Source organism: Enterococcus sp. NPDC086594 (assembly GCF_044746145.1).
Taxonomy (GTDB): Bacteria; Bacillota; Bacilli; order Lactobacillales; family Enterococcaceae; genus Enterococcus_D; species Enterococcus_D entomosocium.
The window spans coordinates 1-20,381 of the sequence record NZ_JBIVBP010000002.1 but is presented as its reverse complement, the minus strand read 5'-3'; the positions used below and the strand labels follow the sequence as shown (position 1 = coordinate 20,381).

The 20,381-nt window shown below is 37.6% G+C and carries 20 protein-coding genes and 1 pseudogene; 4 read left to right on the top strand and 17 right to left on the bottom strand.

Annotated elements, in window-relative coordinates; genetic code table 11:
- Positions 1 to 22: 22 nt before the first annotated feature.
- Positions 23 to 466, bottom strand: coding sequence for a GtrA family protein (locus ACIPK1_RS04495; protein ID WP_034872204.1), 444 nt, complete (start codon positions 464 to 466; stop codon positions 23 to 25).
- Positions 467 to 598: 132 nt separating this feature from the next.
- Here ACIPK1_RS04495 and ACIPK1_RS04490 point away from each other — a divergent pair, with 132 nt between their 5' ends.
- Positions 599 to 1,408, top strand: coding sequence for a DUF1189 domain-containing protein (locus ACIPK1_RS04490; protein ID WP_400450002.1), 810 nt, complete (start codon positions 599 to 601; stop codon positions 1,406 to 1,408).
- Positions 1,409 to 1,434: 26 nt separating this feature from the next.
- Positions 1,435 to 2,430, top strand: coding sequence for a phosphoglycerate dehydrogenase (locus ACIPK1_RS04485; protein ID WP_400450001.1), 996 nt, complete (start codon positions 1,435 to 1,437; stop codon positions 2,428 to 2,430).
- Positions 2,431 to 2,494: 64 nt separating this feature from the next.
- On the opposite strand, the gene ACIPK1_RS04480 is transcribed toward ACIPK1_RS04485, so the two are convergent.
- From ACIPK1_RS04480 to ACIPK1_RS04405, 16 genes are all read right to left on the bottom strand, one after another.
- Positions 2,495 to 3,439, bottom strand: a complete 945-nt coding sequence (locus tag ACIPK1_RS04480) for a glycosyltransferase family 2 protein (RefSeq protein WP_400450000.1) — start codon at positions 3,437 to 3,439, stop codon at positions 2,495 to 2,497.
- A 57-nt stretch (positions 3,440 to 3,496) separates the two neighbouring features.
- Positions 3,497 to 3,796, bottom strand: coding sequence for a HesB/YadR/YfhF family protein (locus ACIPK1_RS04475; RefSeq protein ID WP_008379609.1), 300 nt, complete (start codon positions 3,794 to 3,796; stop codon positions 3,497 to 3,499).
- An 11-nt stretch (positions 3,797 to 3,807) separates the two neighbouring features.
- Complete coding sequence (locus tag ACIPK1_RS04470; RefSeq protein WP_005229566.1) at positions 3,808 to 4,473, bottom strand: TrkA family potassium uptake protein; 666 nt, start codon at positions 4,471 to 4,473, stop codon at positions 3,808 to 3,810.
- A gap of 87 nt (positions 4,474 to 4,560) precedes the next feature.
- Positions 4,561 to 5,190: a response regulator transcription factor gene (locus ACIPK1_RS04465; protein ID WP_005236913.1), complete on the bottom strand. Its 630-nt coding sequence runs from the start codon at positions 5,188 to 5,190 to the stop codon at positions 4,561 to 4,563.
- A 3-nt stretch (positions 5,191 to 5,193) separates the two neighbouring features.
- The gene (locus tag ACIPK1_RS04460; protein ID WP_008379604.1) at positions 5,194 to 6,261 is read right to left on the bottom strand and encodes a sensor histidine kinase; all 1,068 of its coding nucleotides are present in this window, start codon (positions 6,259 to 6,261) and stop codon (positions 5,194 to 5,196) included.
- The gene (gene liaF / locus ACIPK1_RS04455; RefSeq protein ID WP_008379602.1) at positions 6,258 to 6,989 is read right to left on the bottom strand and encodes a cell wall-active antibiotics response protein LiaF; all 732 of its coding nucleotides are present in this window, start codon (positions 6,987 to 6,989) and stop codon (positions 6,258 to 6,260) included. Before liaF ends, ACIPK1_RS04460 begins: the two co-directional genes overlap by 4 nt.
- Before the next feature lie 152 nt (positions 6,990 to 7,141).
- Entirely contained in the window at positions 7,142 to 7,621 is a 480-nt protein-coding gene (gene greA / locus ACIPK1_RS04450) for a transcription elongation factor GreA (protein ID WP_005229556.1), read from the bottom strand.
- Positions 7,622 to 7,736: 115 nt separating this feature from the next.
- Positions 7,737 to 9,011 (bottom strand): endolytic transglycosylase MltG, encoded by a 1,275-nt coding sequence (gene mltG / locus ACIPK1_RS04445; protein ID WP_400450285.1) that lies wholly within the window; start codon positions 9,009 to 9,011, stop codon positions 7,737 to 7,739.
- Between the two features lie 153 nt (positions 9,012 to 9,164).
- Positions 9,165 to 11,492, bottom strand: a complete 2,328-nt coding sequence (locus tag ACIPK1_RS04440) for an N-acetylmuramoyl-L-alanine amidase (protein ID WP_400449997.1) — start codon at positions 11,490 to 11,492, stop codon at positions 9,165 to 9,167.
- A gap of 76 nt (positions 11,493 to 11,568) precedes the next feature.
- Complete coding sequence (locus ACIPK1_RS04435) at positions 11,569 to 12,990, bottom strand: lipopolysaccharide biosynthesis protein (protein ID WP_061053943.1); 1,422 nt, start codon at positions 12,988 to 12,990, stop codon at positions 11,569 to 11,571.
- The gene (locus tag ACIPK1_RS04430) at positions 12,991 to 13,890 is read right to left on the bottom strand and encodes a glycosyltransferase (protein ID WP_061053942.1); all 900 of its coding nucleotides are present in this window, start codon (positions 13,888 to 13,890) and stop codon (positions 12,991 to 12,993) included.
- A 365-nt stretch (positions 13,891 to 14,255) separates the two neighbouring features.
- Positions 14,256 to 14,558 carry a glycosyltransferase family A protein gene (locus tag ACIPK1_RS04425; RefSeq protein ID WP_016621277.1) on the bottom strand — a complete coding sequence of 101 codons (303 nt, stop codon included), beginning with the start codon at positions 14,556 to 14,558 and terminating at the stop codon, positions 14,256 to 14,258.
- The gene (locus ACIPK1_RS04420; RefSeq protein WP_061053941.1) at positions 14,558 to 15,652 is read right to left on the bottom strand and encodes a glycosyltransferase; all 1,095 of its coding nucleotides are present in this window, start codon (positions 15,650 to 15,652) and stop codon (positions 14,558 to 14,560) included. The genes ACIPK1_RS04425 and ACIPK1_RS04420 overlap by 1 nt, the downstream gene beginning before the upstream one ends.
- The gene (locus ACIPK1_RS04415; RefSeq protein ID WP_005229543.1) at positions 15,649 to 16,005 is read right to left on the bottom strand and encodes a DUF2304 domain-containing protein; all 357 of its coding nucleotides are present in this window, start codon (positions 16,003 to 16,005) and stop codon (positions 15,649 to 15,651) included. The genes ACIPK1_RS04420 and ACIPK1_RS04415 overlap by 4 nt, the downstream gene beginning before the upstream one ends.
- Positions 16,005 to 16,730, bottom strand: coding sequence for a glycosyltransferase family 2 protein (locus ACIPK1_RS04410; protein ID WP_016621275.1), 726 nt, complete (start codon positions 16,728 to 16,730; stop codon positions 16,005 to 16,007). The genes ACIPK1_RS04415 and ACIPK1_RS04410 overlap by 1 nt, the downstream gene beginning before the upstream one ends.
- Positions 16,731 to 16,750: 20 nt before the next feature.
- Positions 16,751 to 17,533: a glycosyltransferase gene (locus tag ACIPK1_RS04405; RefSeq protein WP_061053940.1), complete on the bottom strand. Its 783-nt coding sequence runs from the start codon at positions 17,531 to 17,533 to the stop codon at positions 16,751 to 16,753.
- Positions 17,534 to 17,773: 240 nt separating this feature from the next.
- Between ACIPK1_RS04405 and ACIPK1_RS04400 the strand changes: the two genes are divergently transcribed.
- Both ACIPK1_RS04400 and ACIPK1_RS04395 read left to right on the top strand, forming a co-directional pair.
- On the top strand, positions 17,774 to 19,579 hold the full coding sequence (locus tag ACIPK1_RS04400; RefSeq protein ID WP_225869266.1) for an LTA synthase family protein: 1,806 nt from the start codon (positions 17,774 to 17,776) through the stop codon (positions 19,577 to 19,579).
- 506 nt (positions 19,580 to 20,085) lie between these two features.
- Positions 20,086 to 20,381, top strand: a pseudogene (locus ACIPK1_RS04395) (ISL3 family transposase); the annotation flags it as partial.

The window sequence follows — 20,381 nt, the reverse complement described above, 5'->3', positions numbered from 1 at the left end:
AGACTTTGTTCAAAAAATATGCTTACTTTTTCTCACTTTTTTTCGTATTGAAAATCAAAAATTTACTAAACACATAGTTTGCCAAAACAACAACAACTTGGGTGACCAGCTTGGCAACTAGATCGCCGGTTGCCAAAATTGAAATAAATAGATACATACAAAGCATATCTAAGCCTAATGATAAGACGCGAAAGAAAATGAACTTCCCAAATGCCGCCCATGACTCTTGCTTTGTCTCGGTTTTTGCTTCAAAGACCCATAACTTATTTGTAAAGTAGGCGAACAAAACAGAAGCAATCCAGGAAATCACATTCGCTGTCTGGTAATAAAGACCAAATCCTTCACGAAAAATGAGATAGACGACAATGTTGACTACAGTCGTTAATCCACCAAAAAATAAATACGTAATCGGCTCCCACAACTTTTTTTGCTGCAAGAACTGTTTGTATTCGTTGTACTTTTGCATTCTTTTGCCTACTTTCATTTCTTTATTTATTCATTCCTACGATAATTGGTTCTTTTTTTGTGAATTCCTTGTAATTCAAAGAACCCTTCGTTACAATTACTCTAGTTATACCACAAAGGAGTTCATCAGCAAATGACTATCGTCCAACTATTTAAAATTGCTTTTTTCCGAATACCTGATTTAAAATTTGTCAAAAAAGCAGAATTTTCCAAAGTAATCGTTTTTCTATTAAGCGCCTCCGTGCTTATCGCGGTACCGATGACCATCAATGTATTAGGTGTCTTTAGCGATGTGCAAGCAGACGGACAAAAAATTGGCGAATCGATTCCAGATTTTACGATCGAAAATGGGCAGCTTGCTACAGCGCCGGATACGCAAGGTTTCATTTATCAAACCGATTCGATCATCTTTACTTTCGATCCAGATGGCAACCGTACGCCAGCAGATATTGCATCTGATGTTACTGGCTCTGTCATCGCTGTTGGCTTGTTAAAAGATCAGCTGGTCATCCGTATCCCCTCTTCTGGCTTATCGACGTCAATGTTAGATTCTAATCAATTAGAATTTGATTACAGTGAGCCTGCGCTGCGCAATCTTAACGGTCAGGCGATTCGAGAAGCGCTATCAAACCAAGCAATTCCATGGCTAATCAAACTCATTGTCTTTTTTGTTGCATTGTATCCATCATTTGTCAGCTTGCTGATCACCTTAGTGATGGGGACCTTTATTGCAACGATCTATACAAGATTAAAACGATTCTCCTATACTTTCTTTGAAAATTTAAAGATTCTGATCGTAAGTGCTGCATTGCCTACGCTTATTAGTGTAATCGTACAACTACTATTGCCTTCCTTCGATGCAACCACCTTTATTTTGTTTGGTTCTTTATTCTTATTCACACAAGGGGTCAAACATTCTCCAAAAATTCAGTTTAAAACCTAATCTAGGCCATGTTCAATTCCTTGAACATGGTTTTTTTCTCATTCTTTGCTACACTTAAGTTAAAAGGAGGCTTGGCAATGAAAAAAATAATCTTAGCCACTCGAGAGTTTCGCGACACATATGTGAAACAAATCGAAAAAGACTATCAATTTCTTGTGTACACAAAGGACCAAGCAATTGATTGGTCACAAGTAGAAATCACCATTGGTTGGAAGTCGGAATGGAAGGACTACCTGCTAACGGAGAAAACAAATTTGAAATGGGTCCAAGCGATTTCAGCTGGCGTAGACACCTTACCATTAAAAGAGTTTGCGAAATACAATATTCGCTTATCTAATGGCAGCGGCATCCATGCCGAATCGATCACAGACCATTTGTTGGCTCTACTATTTATGGAAAACCGCGGGATTTTCCAAGCAATTCAGCAACAGAGAAAACAGCAATGGTCACCGAATACAATTCACTATACAAAATTGTCGGACCAAGAGATTTTGATCGTTGGTACAGGACAAATTGGCCAAAAGTTAGCTCAAGCATTGACCTTTTTTGGTGTAAGTCCCATTGGTATCAATACTAGCGGGCATGACGTGACAGGTTTTGAAAAAACGTTTGCGTTATCTGACTTACACGCTTGCGCAAAAACCGCCGATTGCGTCATCAACATCCTTCCTCTGACGGAAGAAACCACTCACTTGTATGATGCAGCTTTTTTTGCCCAAATGAAACCTAGTGCTTCCTTTTATAATGTCGGCCGTGGGCCTAGTGTGGATACCGATGCATTAGCAAAAGCCCTAGAAAAAAAGCAGATAGCATTTGCCGCTCTGGATGTTTTTGAAGAAGAGCCATTGCCCGAGAATGATCCGTTATGGCACATCGAAAACCTTTTGATAACCCCCCATATCTCAGGGCATACGCCCCATTTTCAAAAGGCATTTATGGCCATTTTCTTAGCGAACTTCCAACATTTTTTGGCAAAACAAGAACTTGTAAAAAATGAGATAAACTTGGATAAAGGCTACTAACATATTCTTTCCGCAAAAAAAGTGTACAGTCGGAGGCGAAACCTTCAGATTGTACACTTCTATATTATCGTTGTTTTTCTTGGTCTTTTTCGGTTTCTTTCAAGAAATATAACGGTCTATTTTTGGTTTCTAAGAAAATTTTTCCAATATATTTCCCGATGATTCCCAAACAAAGCAATTGCAAGCCGCCCACAAATAAGAAAATGCTGACCATCGATGGCCAACCAGTCGTTGGATCACCAAAAATAAAAGTTCTGATCACAATAAATATCAACGCAATCAGAGAGCCAAAACAGGAAAGCGCCCCAATAAACGAAGCAATATTCAAAGGCGTATCTGAAAAGTTAACAATCCCGTCGATCGAATATTGAAACAGTTTCCAAAATGACCACGAAGTTTCGCCAGCGACTCGTTCCCGGTTCTCATAGGCGATGTATTCTGTATCAAAGCCGACCCAGCTGAAGATCCCTTTTGAAAAGCGATTGTACTCTGACAGTTGTAAAACGGCATCCACCATATTACGACGCATCAAGCGAAAATCTCGGGCACCATTTACCATTTCGGTATCGGCAATCTTGTTGATAATATTATAGAAGGCATCTGAGAAAAAACTACGGATTTTCGGTTCTCCTTTGCGATCTGCTCGTCTGGTCCCAACACAATCAAGCTCTGGTTTTGCTTCCAGCATCGCAAACATTTCTGGCAGTAATGTCGGCGGATCTTGTAGATCTGCATCCATCACAGTGACAAAATCGCCTTTCGCCGCTTGTAAGCCTGCATAAAGTGCAGCTTCTTTACCAAAGTTTCTCGAAAAAGATAAATAGCGAACACTTTCAGGATGGGCACGATATAACTCTCTTAAAACAGGTAGTGTTTGATCTGAAGAGCCGTCATTAACAAAAATATATTCAAAAGGCATGTTTAAATACTTCTTCACCTTTTCTGTTTCCTCAAAGAATATCGGCAAGCTCGCCTCTTCATTAAAACAAGGTACAACAATTGATAACATCGGTTTCATCTCCTAGAGCCAATCGTGGGAGGCCGGTCAGCTATGACCGAATCCACATTATTTTTTATCTTCACTAAAATCGTACTTCGGTTCATCCAACGTTTGATCATAATCAACTGTCAGATTATAGCCTTTGAAAAACCACTCATCCGCTTCATCAATAAAAAAAAGCAATCCGTCAATGGTTTGTTCAACGATCGGACGTTCTGGTTTGTCCACTGACATCCCCACGGAAAATCCGTCATGCACTTGTGTCTTTCCATAAATTTTTCCAAAAAAACGAATCCCGCTTCCTTGGTCTACCACCAACTCTTTTTTGAACCATTGCATTGCTTCAGGACTTATTGTTAAGTTCATTTTCTTCACTCCTAATCATTCATATGTTCATCGAGTATATCTACATCATCTGTATTGCCGATCACGAGTAAATTGTCATTTTCACGCACGATCGCCTCTGCATCAGGCGAAACGATCACTTGTCCTGGTCCCCGACGAATCGCAACGACTGTCAGACCATACTTTTGTCGAAAATTCAGCTCAATCAGGGATTTATTGAAAAAGCGTGGATTGGACACGCGAATCTCTGCTAAAGAAAATTCATCAGATAGTTCAATATAATCTAAGATATTTTTGGAAACTAGATTATGAGCGATGCGAATCCCCATGTCACGTTCAGGATGGACAACACGGTCTGCGCCGAGTTTTTCCAGTACACGGGCATGGTATTCGTTTTGGGCTTTCGCTAAGATATTAGGAACACCCATTTCTTTTACCATCAAGGTCACCAAAATACTAGCTTGAATATCCTCACCTATCGCAACAATGACATGGTCAAAGTTACGGATACCCAATGAACGCAACGTCATCTCATCTTGTGCGTTGCCGACCACCGCATGGGTGGCGATATTCATATATTCATTGACACGATCTTCGTTGCTATCGATTGCCAACACTTCTTGACCTGATTCAATCAACGTACGACAAATACTTCCACCGAAACGACCTAATCCAATAATTGCATAATTTTGCTTCACCACAAACGCTCCTTTGTTTGCCAGATCATTATTTAGTATAACAAAAACCTCCCCTGCTTGCCATGAGGAGGTATGATTATTAAGATTTTATTTTATCAAGCCATGTTTAAAAGCATATATCGTAGCTTGCGTACGATCTTCTACTTCTAATTTTGATAAGATATTTGACACATGTGTCTTCACTGTTTTCAGCGTAATGAAGAGTGAATCCGCAATCTCTTGGTTGCTCTTTCCTTCAGCGATCAACAGTAACACTTCTTGTTCCCGATTGGTCAAATCTTCATGTAGGATTGGTGTCCGATTCGTCAAACGATCCATCATTTTCGTGGTGACTTCGGGTTCTAAGACCCGCTCTCCTCGCTGGGTTGCACGAATGGCTTCCGCAATCTCATGAGCAGTAGACGTCTTTAACAGGTAACCGGCCGCACCCGCTTCAATTGCAGGATAGACTTTCTCGTCATCAATAAAACTAGTGACAATGATGATTTTTGCTTCTGGCCAATCATTTAAAATCAATTTCGTAGATTCGATCCCATCCATTTCATCCATCACCAAATCCATCAAAATCACATCTGGACGTAATTCCAATGCCTTTTCATACCCGACTCGACCATTTTCCGCTTCCCCAATTACTTCTATATCGTCTTGAATTGATAGATAAGAAGAGACCCCCAGACGAACCATTTCATGGTCATCAACTAACAACACTTTAATCATACGTTATGCCTCCTTCAACAGTGGAACTTTGATTTCAATACTGGTTCCTTGATTTTTAAAACTAATAATTTTCAACGTTCCGCCAACAGCACTTACCCGTTCTCGGATATTCATCAAGCCATAGCTGCCGGCCTTTTGATCTTGGGGATCAAAGCCAACTCCGTCATCGATCACCCGCAATAACACGTTATTATCGATGCGATGCAAGTATACTTCTAACTCATCAGCTTTCGCGTGACGCAGGGTATTAGACAAGAGTTCTTGGATCACACGAAAGAGTTGATCTTCAATCGAACTAGGCATCGTAAAGTCTTCAATATCCCAAGTCAATAGAATTTTGATTTTGGTCTCTAATTCCTTTAACAATTGCTCGATTCCTTGCTTTAGACTCTTCCCTTCCAAAGTTACAGGTCGTAGATGAAGCAAGAGCGCCCGCATTTCAGATTGCGAAGCATTGATAATGTCTGTGACCATAGCTAACTGTTTCTTTTGGCTTTCTGGAGCATCTGTTCGAATCGCTTGCTCATTCAGTGCAGACATCATCATCATGGCGGCAAACAGCTGTTGAGAAACAGAGTCGTGCAGTTCACGAGCCAGACGCTGCCTTTCTGCTTCTAAAATCTCTTCTTTCGTCTGACCATCAACAAACTGCGGTTTCGCATTCAATTGCTGTAATTCCATCGACATCTGTTTCATCTTCGATTGGATACTGGCAATATCACGATCCACATTCGCAATCAAATGGTTTTCAGACGCATGTGGGATCTTTGTTTCCAATAAAGGGCTATCGATATAGCCGCTGGCTAACAGTCTTAGCTTTTCTTCCACCGGACCGTATTGACGGTTGCGAAAAAAAGAAATCAGTAAAAAGACAGCTAAAGCAATCAATGCAGATATTACAAGTAAGTGAAAGACGATTGGGATAAAAAAGAGTTTGATTTGAAAGACTTCTATCAGCCAATTATTTTTCCCACTGGCATACAAATAGGAAAACAGCATCAATATCATGGTGAAAAAACTTGCTAATCCTGCGTAAAAAGCGATCATGCCTCTTGAAAATTTCCCAATCATACCCGAATCACCTCAACATCACCAACAAGGGTATTCGTTAAGATTTTCAAACGCCGACTATTTTCGCCATAATCCGGGCTGTAAATCGTCACTTTTTCATTTTTCAAGCTCGTTTCTTCGCCTTCAAAGATAACGGAGCCAATAAAAGTACTGTGCTCTAATTTGATCGCTATGCCAGCAGGCACTAAAATACGAGTTCTACCAAAGCCTTTTCGTACGATCACGACGTTTTCTTTCTTAGGCAATAAAGTGTTGCCTAGATCGATGAAAGTGTCTCCCGTCAAGATATCTAAATTGATATCGTCCCATTCATAGACTTGACTGCCGATCCGTTCATTGCCTAACCATTGCTGCTTTTGTTTCAGCGGATGATCCACTTTGGGTTCTTCAGTTTCAACGATAATCATTTGTTTTTTGCGCCAGAATGAATTTTTAGTTAAGTCGATTCCGGTAATCTCGACTCCTTTTAAACCAATAAATAAAATCGCAAAAATCAGCATCAGCCACAGTGCTGGACTATTTAACAAACTGATCAAAATAGCAATAGAACTTGAGACCATCAAGAAATTTTTAAAATTGCTCTTGCGCTCACTTCGGTTCACAAGGACCAAGCACGTCACACCAAGTATTAATAAAAATAATAATGGCGGATTAGATAAAATTTGCCATACCGCAAAAAGCAGTAAGAGCGCTTCAACAATAAAGAAAAAACGCCAAGGACTTTTCATTCAAGCTCCTCCTCCTAGTAATTCTACTTTATCATACCTGAAAAAAATGGTTTGTCCATCCGTCGCTGGTCCGAAAAAAGACCCTGTTTGATCAATTTCCCTAAAGGAGAATGAACAACAGGGTCACCTAAATCTACCTAGTGATCAAGCGACTAGCTTTTCTTTACTTCTGTGATTCTTACTTGCATATCTCCGCCTGGCGTTGAGATCGTCACTTCATCATTGACTTTTTTCCCAATCAAAGCACGAGCGATTGGTGAATCATTGGAAATTTTACCAGAAAACGGATCTGCTTCAGCACTACCAACGATCATGTACTCTTCTTCGTCACCATCAGGCAACTCAACAAAAATCACAGTTTTTCCGATGGAAACTTCATCAGAGTCTACACCCTCATTATCAATGATCTCTGCAAAACGAATCATATTTTCTAAAGTAGTGATTCGGCCTTCGACAAACGCTTGTTCATCTTTAGCAGACTCATACTCGGAGTTTTCGGATAAATCGCCAAAACTGCGGGCTACCTTGATACGTTCAATGATCTCGCCGCGTTTTACCGTTTTCAATTCTTCTAATTCTTGTTCTAGCTTTTCTTTTCCTTCAAGTGTCATTGGGTAAACTTTTTCTACCATAGTTCTTTTCTCCTTTTAGTAACTTCTAATAAATCGCAAAAGGTAATCTTTTGCGATGAGTCCACAAAAGATTACCATGCTTTTTTTTAAATGTAAACTATAAACCTATGAAAATTTAATTTGAGGTATTGTTTACATATTGTTCCACTAATTGCATATGCTGTTCATAGGTTTCCGCAAAGTAAACTTCTTGGGTTTGAATGTCAGCAACGAAATAATAGTAGTTGTTCGGTGTTGGATCTAAGACCGCTTGGATCGCTGCTTCGCTTGGATTGTTGAATGGTCCAGGTCCGTAGCCAGTATGCACATAGAGATTATAAGGAGAGTCAACTTGAGTGTCCTCATAAGTGACTAGCTCTTTGTGCTCACCTAACGCGTATAGAATCGAAATATCCGATTGCAGCGGCATATCAATCGCTAAACGATTGAAGAATACCTGTGCGATATTTTTACGATCTTCTAGCTTACTACCCTCTTTTTCAACAAGTGAAGCCAATGTAAGGACTTCTTGGACCGTCATTTCTTTTTGAGCAATTTGATCGAAATATTTGGACAAGACTGAATTTGATTTATCCACCATTTGGGTAACGACTTCTTCTAGGGTATTCCCTGTATAGTAGTCATACGTCGCTGGGAACAAGTATCCTTCTAGTCGGTAACGCACGCCTTGCGCATCGCCGGCACTTGCTAAAAGCTCAGGATAGGTTTCTTTCATTTTTTCAAAGAACTCATCGCTTTCCATCAAAGCTAAGAAATCGTCTTTCGAGATATTTGTTGCTTCCGCTAGAGCATCACCGATTTGATCCACATCAAACCCTTCTGGAATCGTCACTTTTGCATCAGAGGTGACCGAACCTTCGCCATTTTGCAACTGCTCACTTATCGCTTCCAGTGTCATATTTGGTGAAAAATGATATGTTCCTGCTTGAAAGCCCGTCAGATTATTAAATTTTGTGTAATAATTAAAAATCATTCCACTTTTGATAATGTTCTCATCCTCTAGGATCTCACCAATTGCTTTATTCGATGAACCGCTTGGAATAACAATCGTCACCTTCTCAGTATCATCTGGATCTAATGGCTGCAAACTTGAAGTAACATATCGATAAGCTGAGAAACCTAATATTCCGCCGATTACTAAGAAAACAAGAACAACAATCAACACGATCTTATTAACTATTTTGTCTTCCTTGCTGCGCTGCAATCTGCGTTGGTTTTTTTCAGAAACAGTTTCTCGCAAACTTTCTGAAGAAGCTGAATGATTTTGTTTTTCTTCTATATGTTTACTTTTATTTAGATGATTACTACGAGATCCCACAGAATCGTCATCCAACAAGCTGTGTTCAGATATCGATTCTTTTTTTGAACTTGATTCTTTTAAAGACTCCATAACTTTCTCCTTAAAAGAATCTTCTGGATGTTGTTTAGACAAAACAACTCCTCCTTAATATCTTCTTTTTGACTTGTATCATTATACATGAAAACTCATCAGAAAGAAATGACATTCTTTTTTTTACTTAAGTATTCTGCTCATTTAAAACTTTTATAATTTTTCACCGGTCACGTTTTGCACAATATTTTTTGCGATATTGTCCAAATTGTTTCTTATTCTCGCAACATCTGAAGGATTGGAGATAAAGCCAAGTTCCATTAAGCGATACTCAATCCCTCTAGATCTGAAAATATTTAAATTCAATAAGTCTTGTCTAAAACTCAACCCATTCGAATTAACAAATGAAGGATGCCAGCCGACATAGGTCCGAATGGTATTCGCTAGCCCGATATTAATTGAATTGGATCCCCCTGGTCTCACTATGACGTGCCCCCCAGAAGCTCCGATACCTCCGCTATCTAGATGAAATTCTGTAACTGAAGTGATTGCGTTACTTACAAGGTGTGCTCCTTGTCCGTTTCGAGTGTCAGTAAACATGTCGCGTGACACATCATAAAAATTAATTCTGCTTTCTTTCAATTGATTGGCATACTTACGCAAATATGGAAGCAATTCATTTCTTGTAAAGTCTCGCTCATTCGTCCCGCTTCCCACTGCTCCCGGGTCGATTCCCCCGTGTCCCATTACAAATAGAAACTCTTGCATTTCGATATACGGTTTGGCTGTCGACCCTGGTGCCGGTTGATTTTTAGGCACAAGTTTTATTTCGAGCGACTCAACACGTTTTGCTAACGAACTCGTTCCAGCCCGCTGATCATTTCGAGCCCAATCAAGCCAACCATAAGTCTGGGAATGCACTCGATAATAAATATCATAAAGCAATGAAATATTGCCGGTCAATCGAATTTGGAGTGCTTCGATCCGTTTCGCCTCACCTGTTGTACCGGCTGTGCTCCCATTAGATTGATACCCTTGCCAACCATAGGTTTGAACATGCGTACGATATTCTATTCCACCTGTAACTGGAGAGTTTTCTAAACTTAGCTGGATTGCTTCCAGTCGTTTTGCCTGACCAACTGTTCCAATACTTGCTTGGCCCGGATTAATCGTCGTCGACCATCCAAAAGTCTGAACATGTGCACTCAAATGAATACTTGGTGTTTCAATTGTTTCGTAGGAGATAAACGGCATCGTACTATCTCCTGGCGGCGCCGTTCCTTTTTGCACAAGTTGAACTTCAATTGCTTCTACTCTTCGTGAGAGCGCGACACTTCCCGACATTTGATCGTTTTTCGCCCATCCTAACCAGCCAAACGATTGAATGTGAACCCGATAATAAACATCAAATAATTGAGACAAGGTTCCTGTCAAGCGGATCTGAATCGCTTCTATCCGTTTAGCTTCATTTGCTGTACCTGCAATTGCACCATTCGTTTGGTAGGATTGCCAACCATAACTCTGAACATGTGCACGGTATTCGATATCTCCATCATAAATATTATTATCTAAACGAAGCTGAATCGCTTCTAATCTCTTTGCTTCTCCAGTAACACCTCCAGAAACAAGACCGCTCGATTGGGACTCTTGCCATCCGTAAGTTTGAACATGCGAAGATAAATGAAGCGAAGGTTGGGTTACATTGTCAGTTGAAACATAAGGTTTATCAGTGCTCCCGGGTGCTGGACTACCTTTTTCCACTAACTGAATTTGGATAGATTCTAGTCTTTTAGCAAATCCAGAAGTACCCGCTTCATTCCCGTTTTTCGCCCATCCAAGCCAACCAAACGTTTGTGAATGGACGCGGTAATAAATATCATAGCCCTCCGCTAACTCATCGGTCAAATTAATTTTGACTGCCTCAAGGCGCTTAGCTTCACCAATCGTTCCAGAAAATTCGCCATCTCTTTTTTCGCCTAAATCCCAACCATAAGTTTGAACATGTGTGGAATAAACGATACTACCTTTCAGTTCTGTGCTGTCTGGATCAATAGCGAGCGACATTCCCTCCAAACGCTTCGCCTGTCCAACTGTACCACCAGTAACATTACTAGCTGGCGGTACTTCTGTTTCCCCATCTGTTTGTATATGTACCATTAGTTTCAAGTTCGGTAAACCTTTTGCGGATTTTAATTCAATATCATCCTCTTCACTGGAAGAAGACGTTGTCTGCTCTGTCGTAGAATCAAACGTACTTGAAGATGATTCTGTTATATCTTGCGTACTTGAGTCACTTACTGAAGTTGAACTTGTACTTTCGCTATTTGTTGTAGAAGTACTATCCGACATTTCCGTCGTTTCTGTAGATCCGCTTTGATAATTTGAATCAGTACTGCTGGTTTGCTCATTTGTCAAACTCTCTGAAGCGTTACTTGTCATTTCTTGTCTTACAACGTTCGTTTCAGCAAGTCCAATGATTGGACTGAAACTGCTCGCAAGGATTACTAGAACCAGAAAGAAATTAGCCAACCTTTTTTTCATATGAATTACTCACTCCTTTTTAATTAGATGCGGTTTTTTATTTGAATACCACAAGTTTTTCTTGAGTATAGCAAATCTAGAAGACAGATTTTATTTTTTTGACTTCCCCTGTAATCAACAAACATGAAACCAATAGAATTAACCATAAAATACCTTTGATTACCAGTAAGACAAAATAGTTCGTGTTGATCGTGATGAGATGATCGAACAAAAAGAGAGCAGCTGCTAAAACGACACTGATACATACTGGACTGATCAGCTGCTTCAAAACATCTGAAAGTTTTCCTTCCAAGACTTTTGTCATCAAAATCCAGTAGGAGGTGAAAAAATTTAAGATGTACGCTACACAAACAAAGGCAGCCACGTAAGTTATCTTCGAGAAATTGATTCCAACCAATGTTAAACTAAGAATCAAAAAAGTTGAAATCATTCCCGTTTTCAATAATGTTTTTGAATGGTTTCTTGCCATAAATATGCTTCCAGTTGCAGAAGTGAGCATCTGCGCCCATATACTAAATGCCAATATTGAAAAAGGAACGACAGCGGCATACCAGCGAGAACCAAAGAGAAATAGGATAATTTCCTCAGCATTCATTACCATAAAAATAGTTAATGGAAATGCGATTAATCCTAGGACATGGACAATTTTTAAAAACGTTTCTCGTATCAACTTCACATCATCTTGATGATGTGACAAAACAGGTTGCAGAACTGGGGAAATAATACCTAAAAATACCGTATTGGGCATAGTAATCATTTGATAACTCTTTTGATAATTTGCTAAGGGCACGGGACCTAAAAATCGTCCAATTAGTAAATTATCTGAATTACGGGAAAAATAATTTAATATTGTAAAACCTAATTGGTTTTTTGCGAATGACCATAGTACTTTAAAAGGTTGCGGGTCTAAACTTTTTGTGTACTTGATCTTAACTACAGCAAAATTAGCAAACAGCGTAGCAATTGCAGGAATAGCGGCACTTAAAATCAATGCATAAACGCCAAAGCCAGCAAAAGCTGAGGCAATACCAAAGATTGCACCAAAAAGATTACAAAACAAGAGCCTCAAATTAAGGGTTCGAAATTTCAATTCTTTATTTAAAATTGCTGTTGGTACAACGTTCATTCCTTCTGAAAATACAATGATCGACATAAACCAAAATAGCGATTTATAGATAGGATTATTATAGATAATCGCAACAAAATGGCCGAATATCCCAAAACCGACAGCTAACAGAAAAGCAAACAGAACTGTATAGTTAAAAACAATCCCATAATCTTCTTCCTTCATCTCTTTGTTCTGAATGATCGCCGGACCTAGACCAGCTGTCACAAACATTTGGAAAAATACTAGGAAAACTTGAACATTCGCTACCACCCCAAATTCTTCAACTGGTATTAATCTTGACAGTACAACGTTTATCAGCAATTGGATCAAAACATTGCTGTACTGTCCGATTGCTGTAAAAATCATACCTGATCTAAAAGCATTTCTCATCTAGATACTCATCCTTCTCTTTAAGTCTTCATTTGATAACGAAAAAAATCCGCTCATTAATGATAAGTTCTTTTTTACATTTTTTAACTTAAAAAGATATGACTTCTTCAGATTGTCATTATATAATAAGTCACTCGAAGCATCTTCTTTGTGATAAATGCTCAACGATGGTATATACAGTTGTTTGTATCCAAGCCGCTGACAAAGGATTGCCAAATAATCTTCTTCATTATAAAGAAATGTTTCCGGATAAAATCCAATGTAATATCTCAAATAATTTTCGGTAAAAAAGATTGCTGCACCATGCAGTGTCTTCTCGTAAGGATCAAGTATTTCCTGGGTTTCATCCGAAAAAGAAGCTGATTGATACGCGTTGTCCCGAAGCGTCATCAATTTCTTAAGGTGCGGATAGATATTTAAACGCAATGAGCTTTCCAACAATAACAATATCATTCTATGGAAAACCAAATCTGCTTTCTTTTTTAGATTGACATTTAGTGTATTTTGGTTCTTTCCGTCTCTGGTGATAATTTTTGTACCAATCATGCCAATATCCTCATTGTACGATATTGAAGCTAGTTTTTCTAAATAAGTTCTATCTTCAAGGAGAGTGTCCCCATTTATAACCAGGACCCTTTCAATTCCTTTCTTTCTAAAAAGTGATAGACCAAAATTATTTCCTCTTGCAAAACCAAGATTTTCTTTCATCTTTACAACGGTAACCTGCTCTGAATCTTCAAAGTTATCTGATAAACGTTTGAATGAATCATTTGGTGAATCATTATCTACGATTAGGATATCTATCTCTTTAAAGGTTTGATTCATTAAAGATCCCACACATTCAATTGTATCTTCAAAAGCTAAATAATTTAGAATTAAGATTCCTATTGTTTTCTTCATATCACTGATCCTACTTCCTAAGCTACTATACGATGTTTTAATATTCTTGATAAATTGATAAGATTTCTCTTATCAATTGACAAAAAATGGGGCTTTATCATAAATACATTTTACAGCAATACAATCATTCAGATTGCGTGTTCTTGATAGAATTGCCCTAATGCTTCTGGATATTTCTCTAAAAAGTTCTCAGTTAATCTGTTTTTCTTTAAAACATCTAAATTCTTCTTGCTTATTTTACTCGTTAAAGTTGAGTTTTCTGTTGTTCAATAATAATAGCTTTTACTATCAATCAATGAAATCTTCGTTATCTTATCAATCATTTCATAGAAAAACAGCCCGTCCTCATAAATAATTCCTTCAGTTTAAATCGGTGTAACAAAATCATCGCAATCAATGAATGCAATCAATTTGCCACTGGCATACGAAATCCCTGCGTTTCTAGCGCTTGATTGGCCACCGTTACTCTTGTTGACTAATCGAATAACTCTGGAGGTGTTTTTCTTTATGACTTCATTAACTACCTCTATTGAATCGTCTGTTGAGCCATCATCAACAACGATGATCTCTATGTTTTTATAGGTTTGATTCATAAGACTAGTGAGACATTCACCTATATATTTCTCTCCGTTATACATTGGAATTATTATACTGATTTTCTCATCCATTATTTTGTACTCCTCAAATAGTCAATTACAGGCTTAAAGGTTTTTTCAAAAGTAAAATGACTAAGACCATATTGAAAAATAGCTGCGCTTAATTCCTTTTTTGAAGAATTTTCAAGCATCGAATCGTACCACTCAATTAAGCTTGGAATATTGATTGGTGTATCATCGCTCGGTACACGATAATAAAACGGAAGATCACAATTATCCAAATCAGTTTTCACTCCAGAAACAATCGGCAACCCTTTCGCCAAATACTCTTTTCCTTTTAGACTACTATTATAAGTTACTCCAGATCGATGACGGGCTAAAGAGTCAATCCCAATATCTGCATTCTGATAAAACTGATCCAATTGAGAAAATTCTATTCTGCCTAATAACTTCACTTTTTCTTCTAAGTGGTAATCAGAGACCAGCTTTTTATAGTCCTTTAAGACAGGACCATCACCGACTAAAGTGAACATGACGTTTCTCTTAGCGTCAGATAAATTATAGTATTCGTGCAGTCCTTGTATGACGCGATCATATCCATGGTAGAAACAAAGTGCTGCGACCCCTAGTAATCGGATTGCACCATCTCCCTCATTACTACCTTCAATCGGACTAGCAAAGTCGTACGCATTCGAAAGATTGATACATGGTATATCAAAAATTTTTTCATCATCCGAAAAAGTCAGAACTCGATCAACGTAGTGTTTTAAATATGGTGTCCAGAGATGTTCTTTGGCTTGAATGTCCCATTTTACAATTCCTTTAAATTCGTTCATATAAGGATATGTTGGAATTTCTAATAAGACAATAATTGATGGATTCATTGTCTTGATTTTCTTTAATAAATCGATAACACTTTTATCAAAAACCGCACTTTTTCTAATGTAAACAAAGTCGTACTCTTGCCAATTTATTTTCTCTTTTAAAAAAAACTGTCTTGAAAAAAAAGGAACTAGGTTTAGAAACAGATGACCTATATTCCTTTTTGGGTTTATTAAGGGTTTCATGGAAAAACCATTTTTTTCAAACTCTTCAATTTGTCGATTGATCTTCTTTTGAATTCCACCAGCATGGGTCAAGTCTTGGGAAAAATAAATACCCTTCATTTTTCTCCTTCTTTCATTTCTCTAATTTCCTTTTTCAAGAAAGATAACTCTTGTGTTAATGTTTTGACTTGTCTTTGCGTATTTATCAATGCAATACTAGTTGTTAAAGTGATAAACAATAAAAAGGCTGTTAAACTATATAATGCTAAAGAAGTGAGTGTAGTGATCCCTAAGAAGTGGGCGATTGTCGTCCCTACTTTGGGAAATAATGCACCGATCAACATTATTATTCCCAGTAAAAGCCATTTGTTCATTTGACGTACTTCTGCATGATCTTTACGAATCAAATAAACAGTTAAGACAAAAAAAGCAAATGCTAAAAAAATAGCAATAATTTGTAATTGAACCGGCATTAGGATTCCTCCTTTTTAATCAAAGATGCAATCAGAATAGCCAAAGAGACATTAACCATATACGCTGCCGAGTCGAAAAAATGAATACTTGAGCGACCAGTTGTTCTTTCGAACATGTTTACCCCAATCTCTTTCACCCGGATGTTTTTGGCTACTAAATGCATGTAGCTTTCAGGTTCCGGATACTGGCTCGGATATCGATGGGCAAATTGTCTGATTACTTGCCGGTTTCCTGCTCTGAAACCACTCGTTACATCTTTGACGCGCATTTTTGTCAGAAGGTAAATAAGTCCTGAAAGAAGCCTGATTCCTAATTGTCTTGCACCAGTAGATTTAAACGTCGACGTGCTGTCTTCTACAAATCTGGATCCGACGGTAAAATCAGCCTTATTATTGATAATCGGTTCAACCAACTGACTTAAACTTTCAATATCGTGCTGTCCATCGCCATCATATTGAATCGCGATATCATAATCGTGTTCTAATGCATACAGATATCCCGTCTGCACAGCTCCTCCAATACCTAAATTGTTCACCAACTCGACATGATGAATATTGTTTTCTAATAATACCGCTTCCTCATTGTCTGTAGACCCATCATTGATAACAAGATAATCTAAATTATATGGTGTTTTTTTTCTATACTCGAGTACCTTGTCGATTACTTGGACAATACCTTCTGCTTCATTATATGCTGGAATAATAAGTAAAATTCTTGGATTCACGATTTACACCCTAACTTTTCTTATAATTGATTGCTTTCTTGATTTTTCACGTAAAATTTCATGAGAAAAGAAGCAATGGTTTTTCCCCAATAACGTTTGTACATTTCCAATTCTTCTGCTTCTCTCGTTTTATCCAGGGTTGTTGCAGTTGTTTCAGATTCTTCGTGAATTCTATGATACATTGCATTTTTTGAGATGTAACAAATGTTTTCCGGCCGCTTCATGATTCGTTCCCATGCATCCCAATCTACTGCCATTCGCATCTGTTCATTAAATTTGAAGTCATTGAGCACCCGCAAATTATATGAAACAGCTGGACAACAAATAAAGTTCCCAAACGCATATATTCGCCTTTGATACCACTTTGATTTTAATAACCCCATTGTTTTTAAACCGAACGTTTTAATTTTAAGATTTATTGATCTTTTTCTGATTTGACTTTCTTGATCGATTTCCTTATAATCCGTAAACACAATACTTGTTTGATTATTATTTTCGAACGCATCAATGACGCTTTCACCATACTCTTTTAAATAGATGTCGTCTTGATGAACGATCGTCGCATATGGCGTATCAACAAAAGACAATGCATTGTTCCAATCTCGTCCGATACTTCCGCCTGAACTAGTAAACATAGGTATCTCATAAGAGTTGGCAATCTCTGTTATATAAGTATTTGGTGTACTTGTGTACAAAATCAGCTTGGACTTTCCTTTTTTCAGACTCGTCTGATTTAAACAAGAAAGTATACATTCTTCTAAAAAAGAAGACTCTTTATAAGCGCAAATAACAAATGTATGCATGAATATCCCTTTCCATGAATTGTTAAGAGTTTTAAATATCCAATTCTAAAAAATTATACTCGACTTTTTAGTAATTCTCAACAAAAATTAAAATCCCTAAAAAACTTAAAGAAGACAAACTCGCATTAATTGGCAAAAAATGAAAAAAAATAAGGATTCCACGCCTTTTTTTAAGTTTTTCTTTTGGAGACTTGTCATTATTCTAGTATACTATATATAATATGTATTTGGAGGTACAGGATGCTTTTTTCAATCTTACTTTTTATTCTCATACTCTTTTTAACAGCACATAGAAGCTTTTATCGCCGATTTTCGTTTTCTCTATTTTGTGCCGTTTCTCATCTGTCATTCACGGCATTTATTGCACGATCACTCGGCTTAACTGAATTAAGAAAAAATCTCTTATCTTTTAGTTTCCTTTCAACCAAGTCCGCTGTCACTGGTGTAAGTATCCTTGTTTTTCTTTTTCTCTTATCAACGGTGCTGATTATCAAAAAAACAGGTCTGATTGACAGAATATTTCAATCCTTGACCTGGCGTCTTCAACTTTCTTTTTTTATTTTTTCATTACTAGTATTCATTGGAGCACTTGCGGGAAACAGTGCCGTTTGGACGAAAAGTTTTTTTGGTAATGTAGGCATTAGTGAAATTCTATACACTTTGTCTCAACCCTTGACAGGAACAGATGCGGGCCAAATTTATACGTTCATTTTGGGTCCTTTATTAAATTCTATTATTCTCACTCTTAGTTTTCTAGTAATCCTATACTTGCTACTCTATGCTCTATCTTACAAAAAGTTTCAGCAAATTAAGTTAACCAAAAAGACGAGTTTCTTTTTTGCCTTCATTAGTGTAAGCCTCACTATATACGGTTTTTTCTTTGGTATACAAACATTGGGCTATGCAGAACTAAAAGCATATTTTTTTGAGAAATCAACGATTTACGAAGATTTTTATGTGGACCCGAATGATGTTGCGCTTACCTTTCCAGAACAAAAAAGAAACCTTATCTATATTTACGTCGAATCATTAGAATCAACGTACTTATCCATTGACCTTGGCGGAATGCAAGAAGTCAATCTATTACCAAATCTCACAGAATCAGCTTATGCAGATGGACTAAATTTTTCGCACCAAAGTACTTTCGGCGGTGCTCGTCAAGTTCCTGGTGTTGGTTTTACAGTAGGAGGAATGGTTGCTCAAAGTTCTGGGGTTCCTCTGAGAGTCTCTGGTGGCTATAACGAAAATGAATATGGCAATACTTCATCTTTTATGCCTGGTGTCACCACAATCGGTACCATTTTAGATCAAGAAGGATACAATCAAACACTGTTAATCGGTTCCGATGCAAGCTTTGGTGGCAGAGATAAATTTTACTCTCAACATGGAAATTACCAAATAAAAGATTATCAATATGCCATCGATAATCAATGGATACCGTCTGACTATAAAGTCTGGTGGGGATATGAGGATGAGAAACTTTTTGAGTTTGCTAAAAACATACTTATAGAAGATTCTCAGTCAGAAGAGCCCTTTAATTTAACGCTTCTAACAGCTGATATGCACTTCCCAGATGGTTTGATGACCGAAAATACACCTAAATTTTTTGAACAGCAATATAGTAATGTCATCCACTATTCAGATTATATGTTAGGTAATTTTATACGATGGGTTCAGCAACAGTCTTTTTATGATAATACCACTATCGTAATTGCCGGTGACCACCTAAGCATGGATCCCTCTTTTTTTAATGGTATCCCTGAAGACTATGAGCGAACTGTCTTCAATCTCTTTATTAACTCACCGGTAACAACCTTGAATAATACCAATCGTTCTTTCAGTACATTGGATTTGTTTCCGACCACTTTATCTGCATTAGGTGTTTCCATTGAGGGAAATCGATTAGGCTTAGGAACAAATCTATTTTCAGAAGAAATGACTCTAATGGAAAAATTAGGGTTTGATGAATTCTCTAATGAACTTAGTAAGACATCAAGCTTTTACAATCAGCAGATTATGCAAGGATCAGACCTTGAAGTTAAATAATGAATTGCTAAATCACACCAATTACTACGATAAATTTTTACTATATAATTGAATATACTAACCAGTCTTTTAGTAGTGTCAGTAAAAACTCAATTATTTTTTACTGACACTATTTGATATGGTCGAGGAAACAACTCTACAATAAAGATATCGTAAAATCTGATCATTTTGTTTATGATAGCATTAAATCTCTGACATATTCACCTATCAAGCAATTTTTATTGCTAATAGAATTAAACAGCTTTTTTAAAGCCTTGTTTGTATGTTTTGCTTTAATACTCGATCCCTACTATTTCTAGGAGTAAGCGGTCCGTGAAATAGTAAACTTTTAACTGAAAAAGTAAAAAAGACAAGGTTGCCTTTGTTGTCGGGCTCTATAATTTATGGGACTGATGAATCAGAATTGATTCTTCAGTCCCATTTTCATTTTAGGTATTAAAAAACATATCGTTCTCTAGTATGATTAAATCACCACAAAATAAACAACTGAGAGGACGATATGCTATATGAATGATTCTATCAAAAAAATGTTGAGAATAACAGAGAAAGATTTGATGATTACAGAGGTCTCTTACGAGACCCTTCAGAAGAAAAAGACGTTGGTCGTCGATGCTGTTCTCTCGCCTACTCCTCGTGCTTGTAGAAGTTGTGGTTCTACTGTGGTAGATGGAAACGGGAAAACAATTATAGTGAAAAATGGGAAGAAGGAAACGATTGTCCGTTTTGAACAATACAATCAGATGCCTTTGGTTATGCGCCTAAAAAAGCAGCGCTATACCTGTAAAAACTGCCGAACCCATTG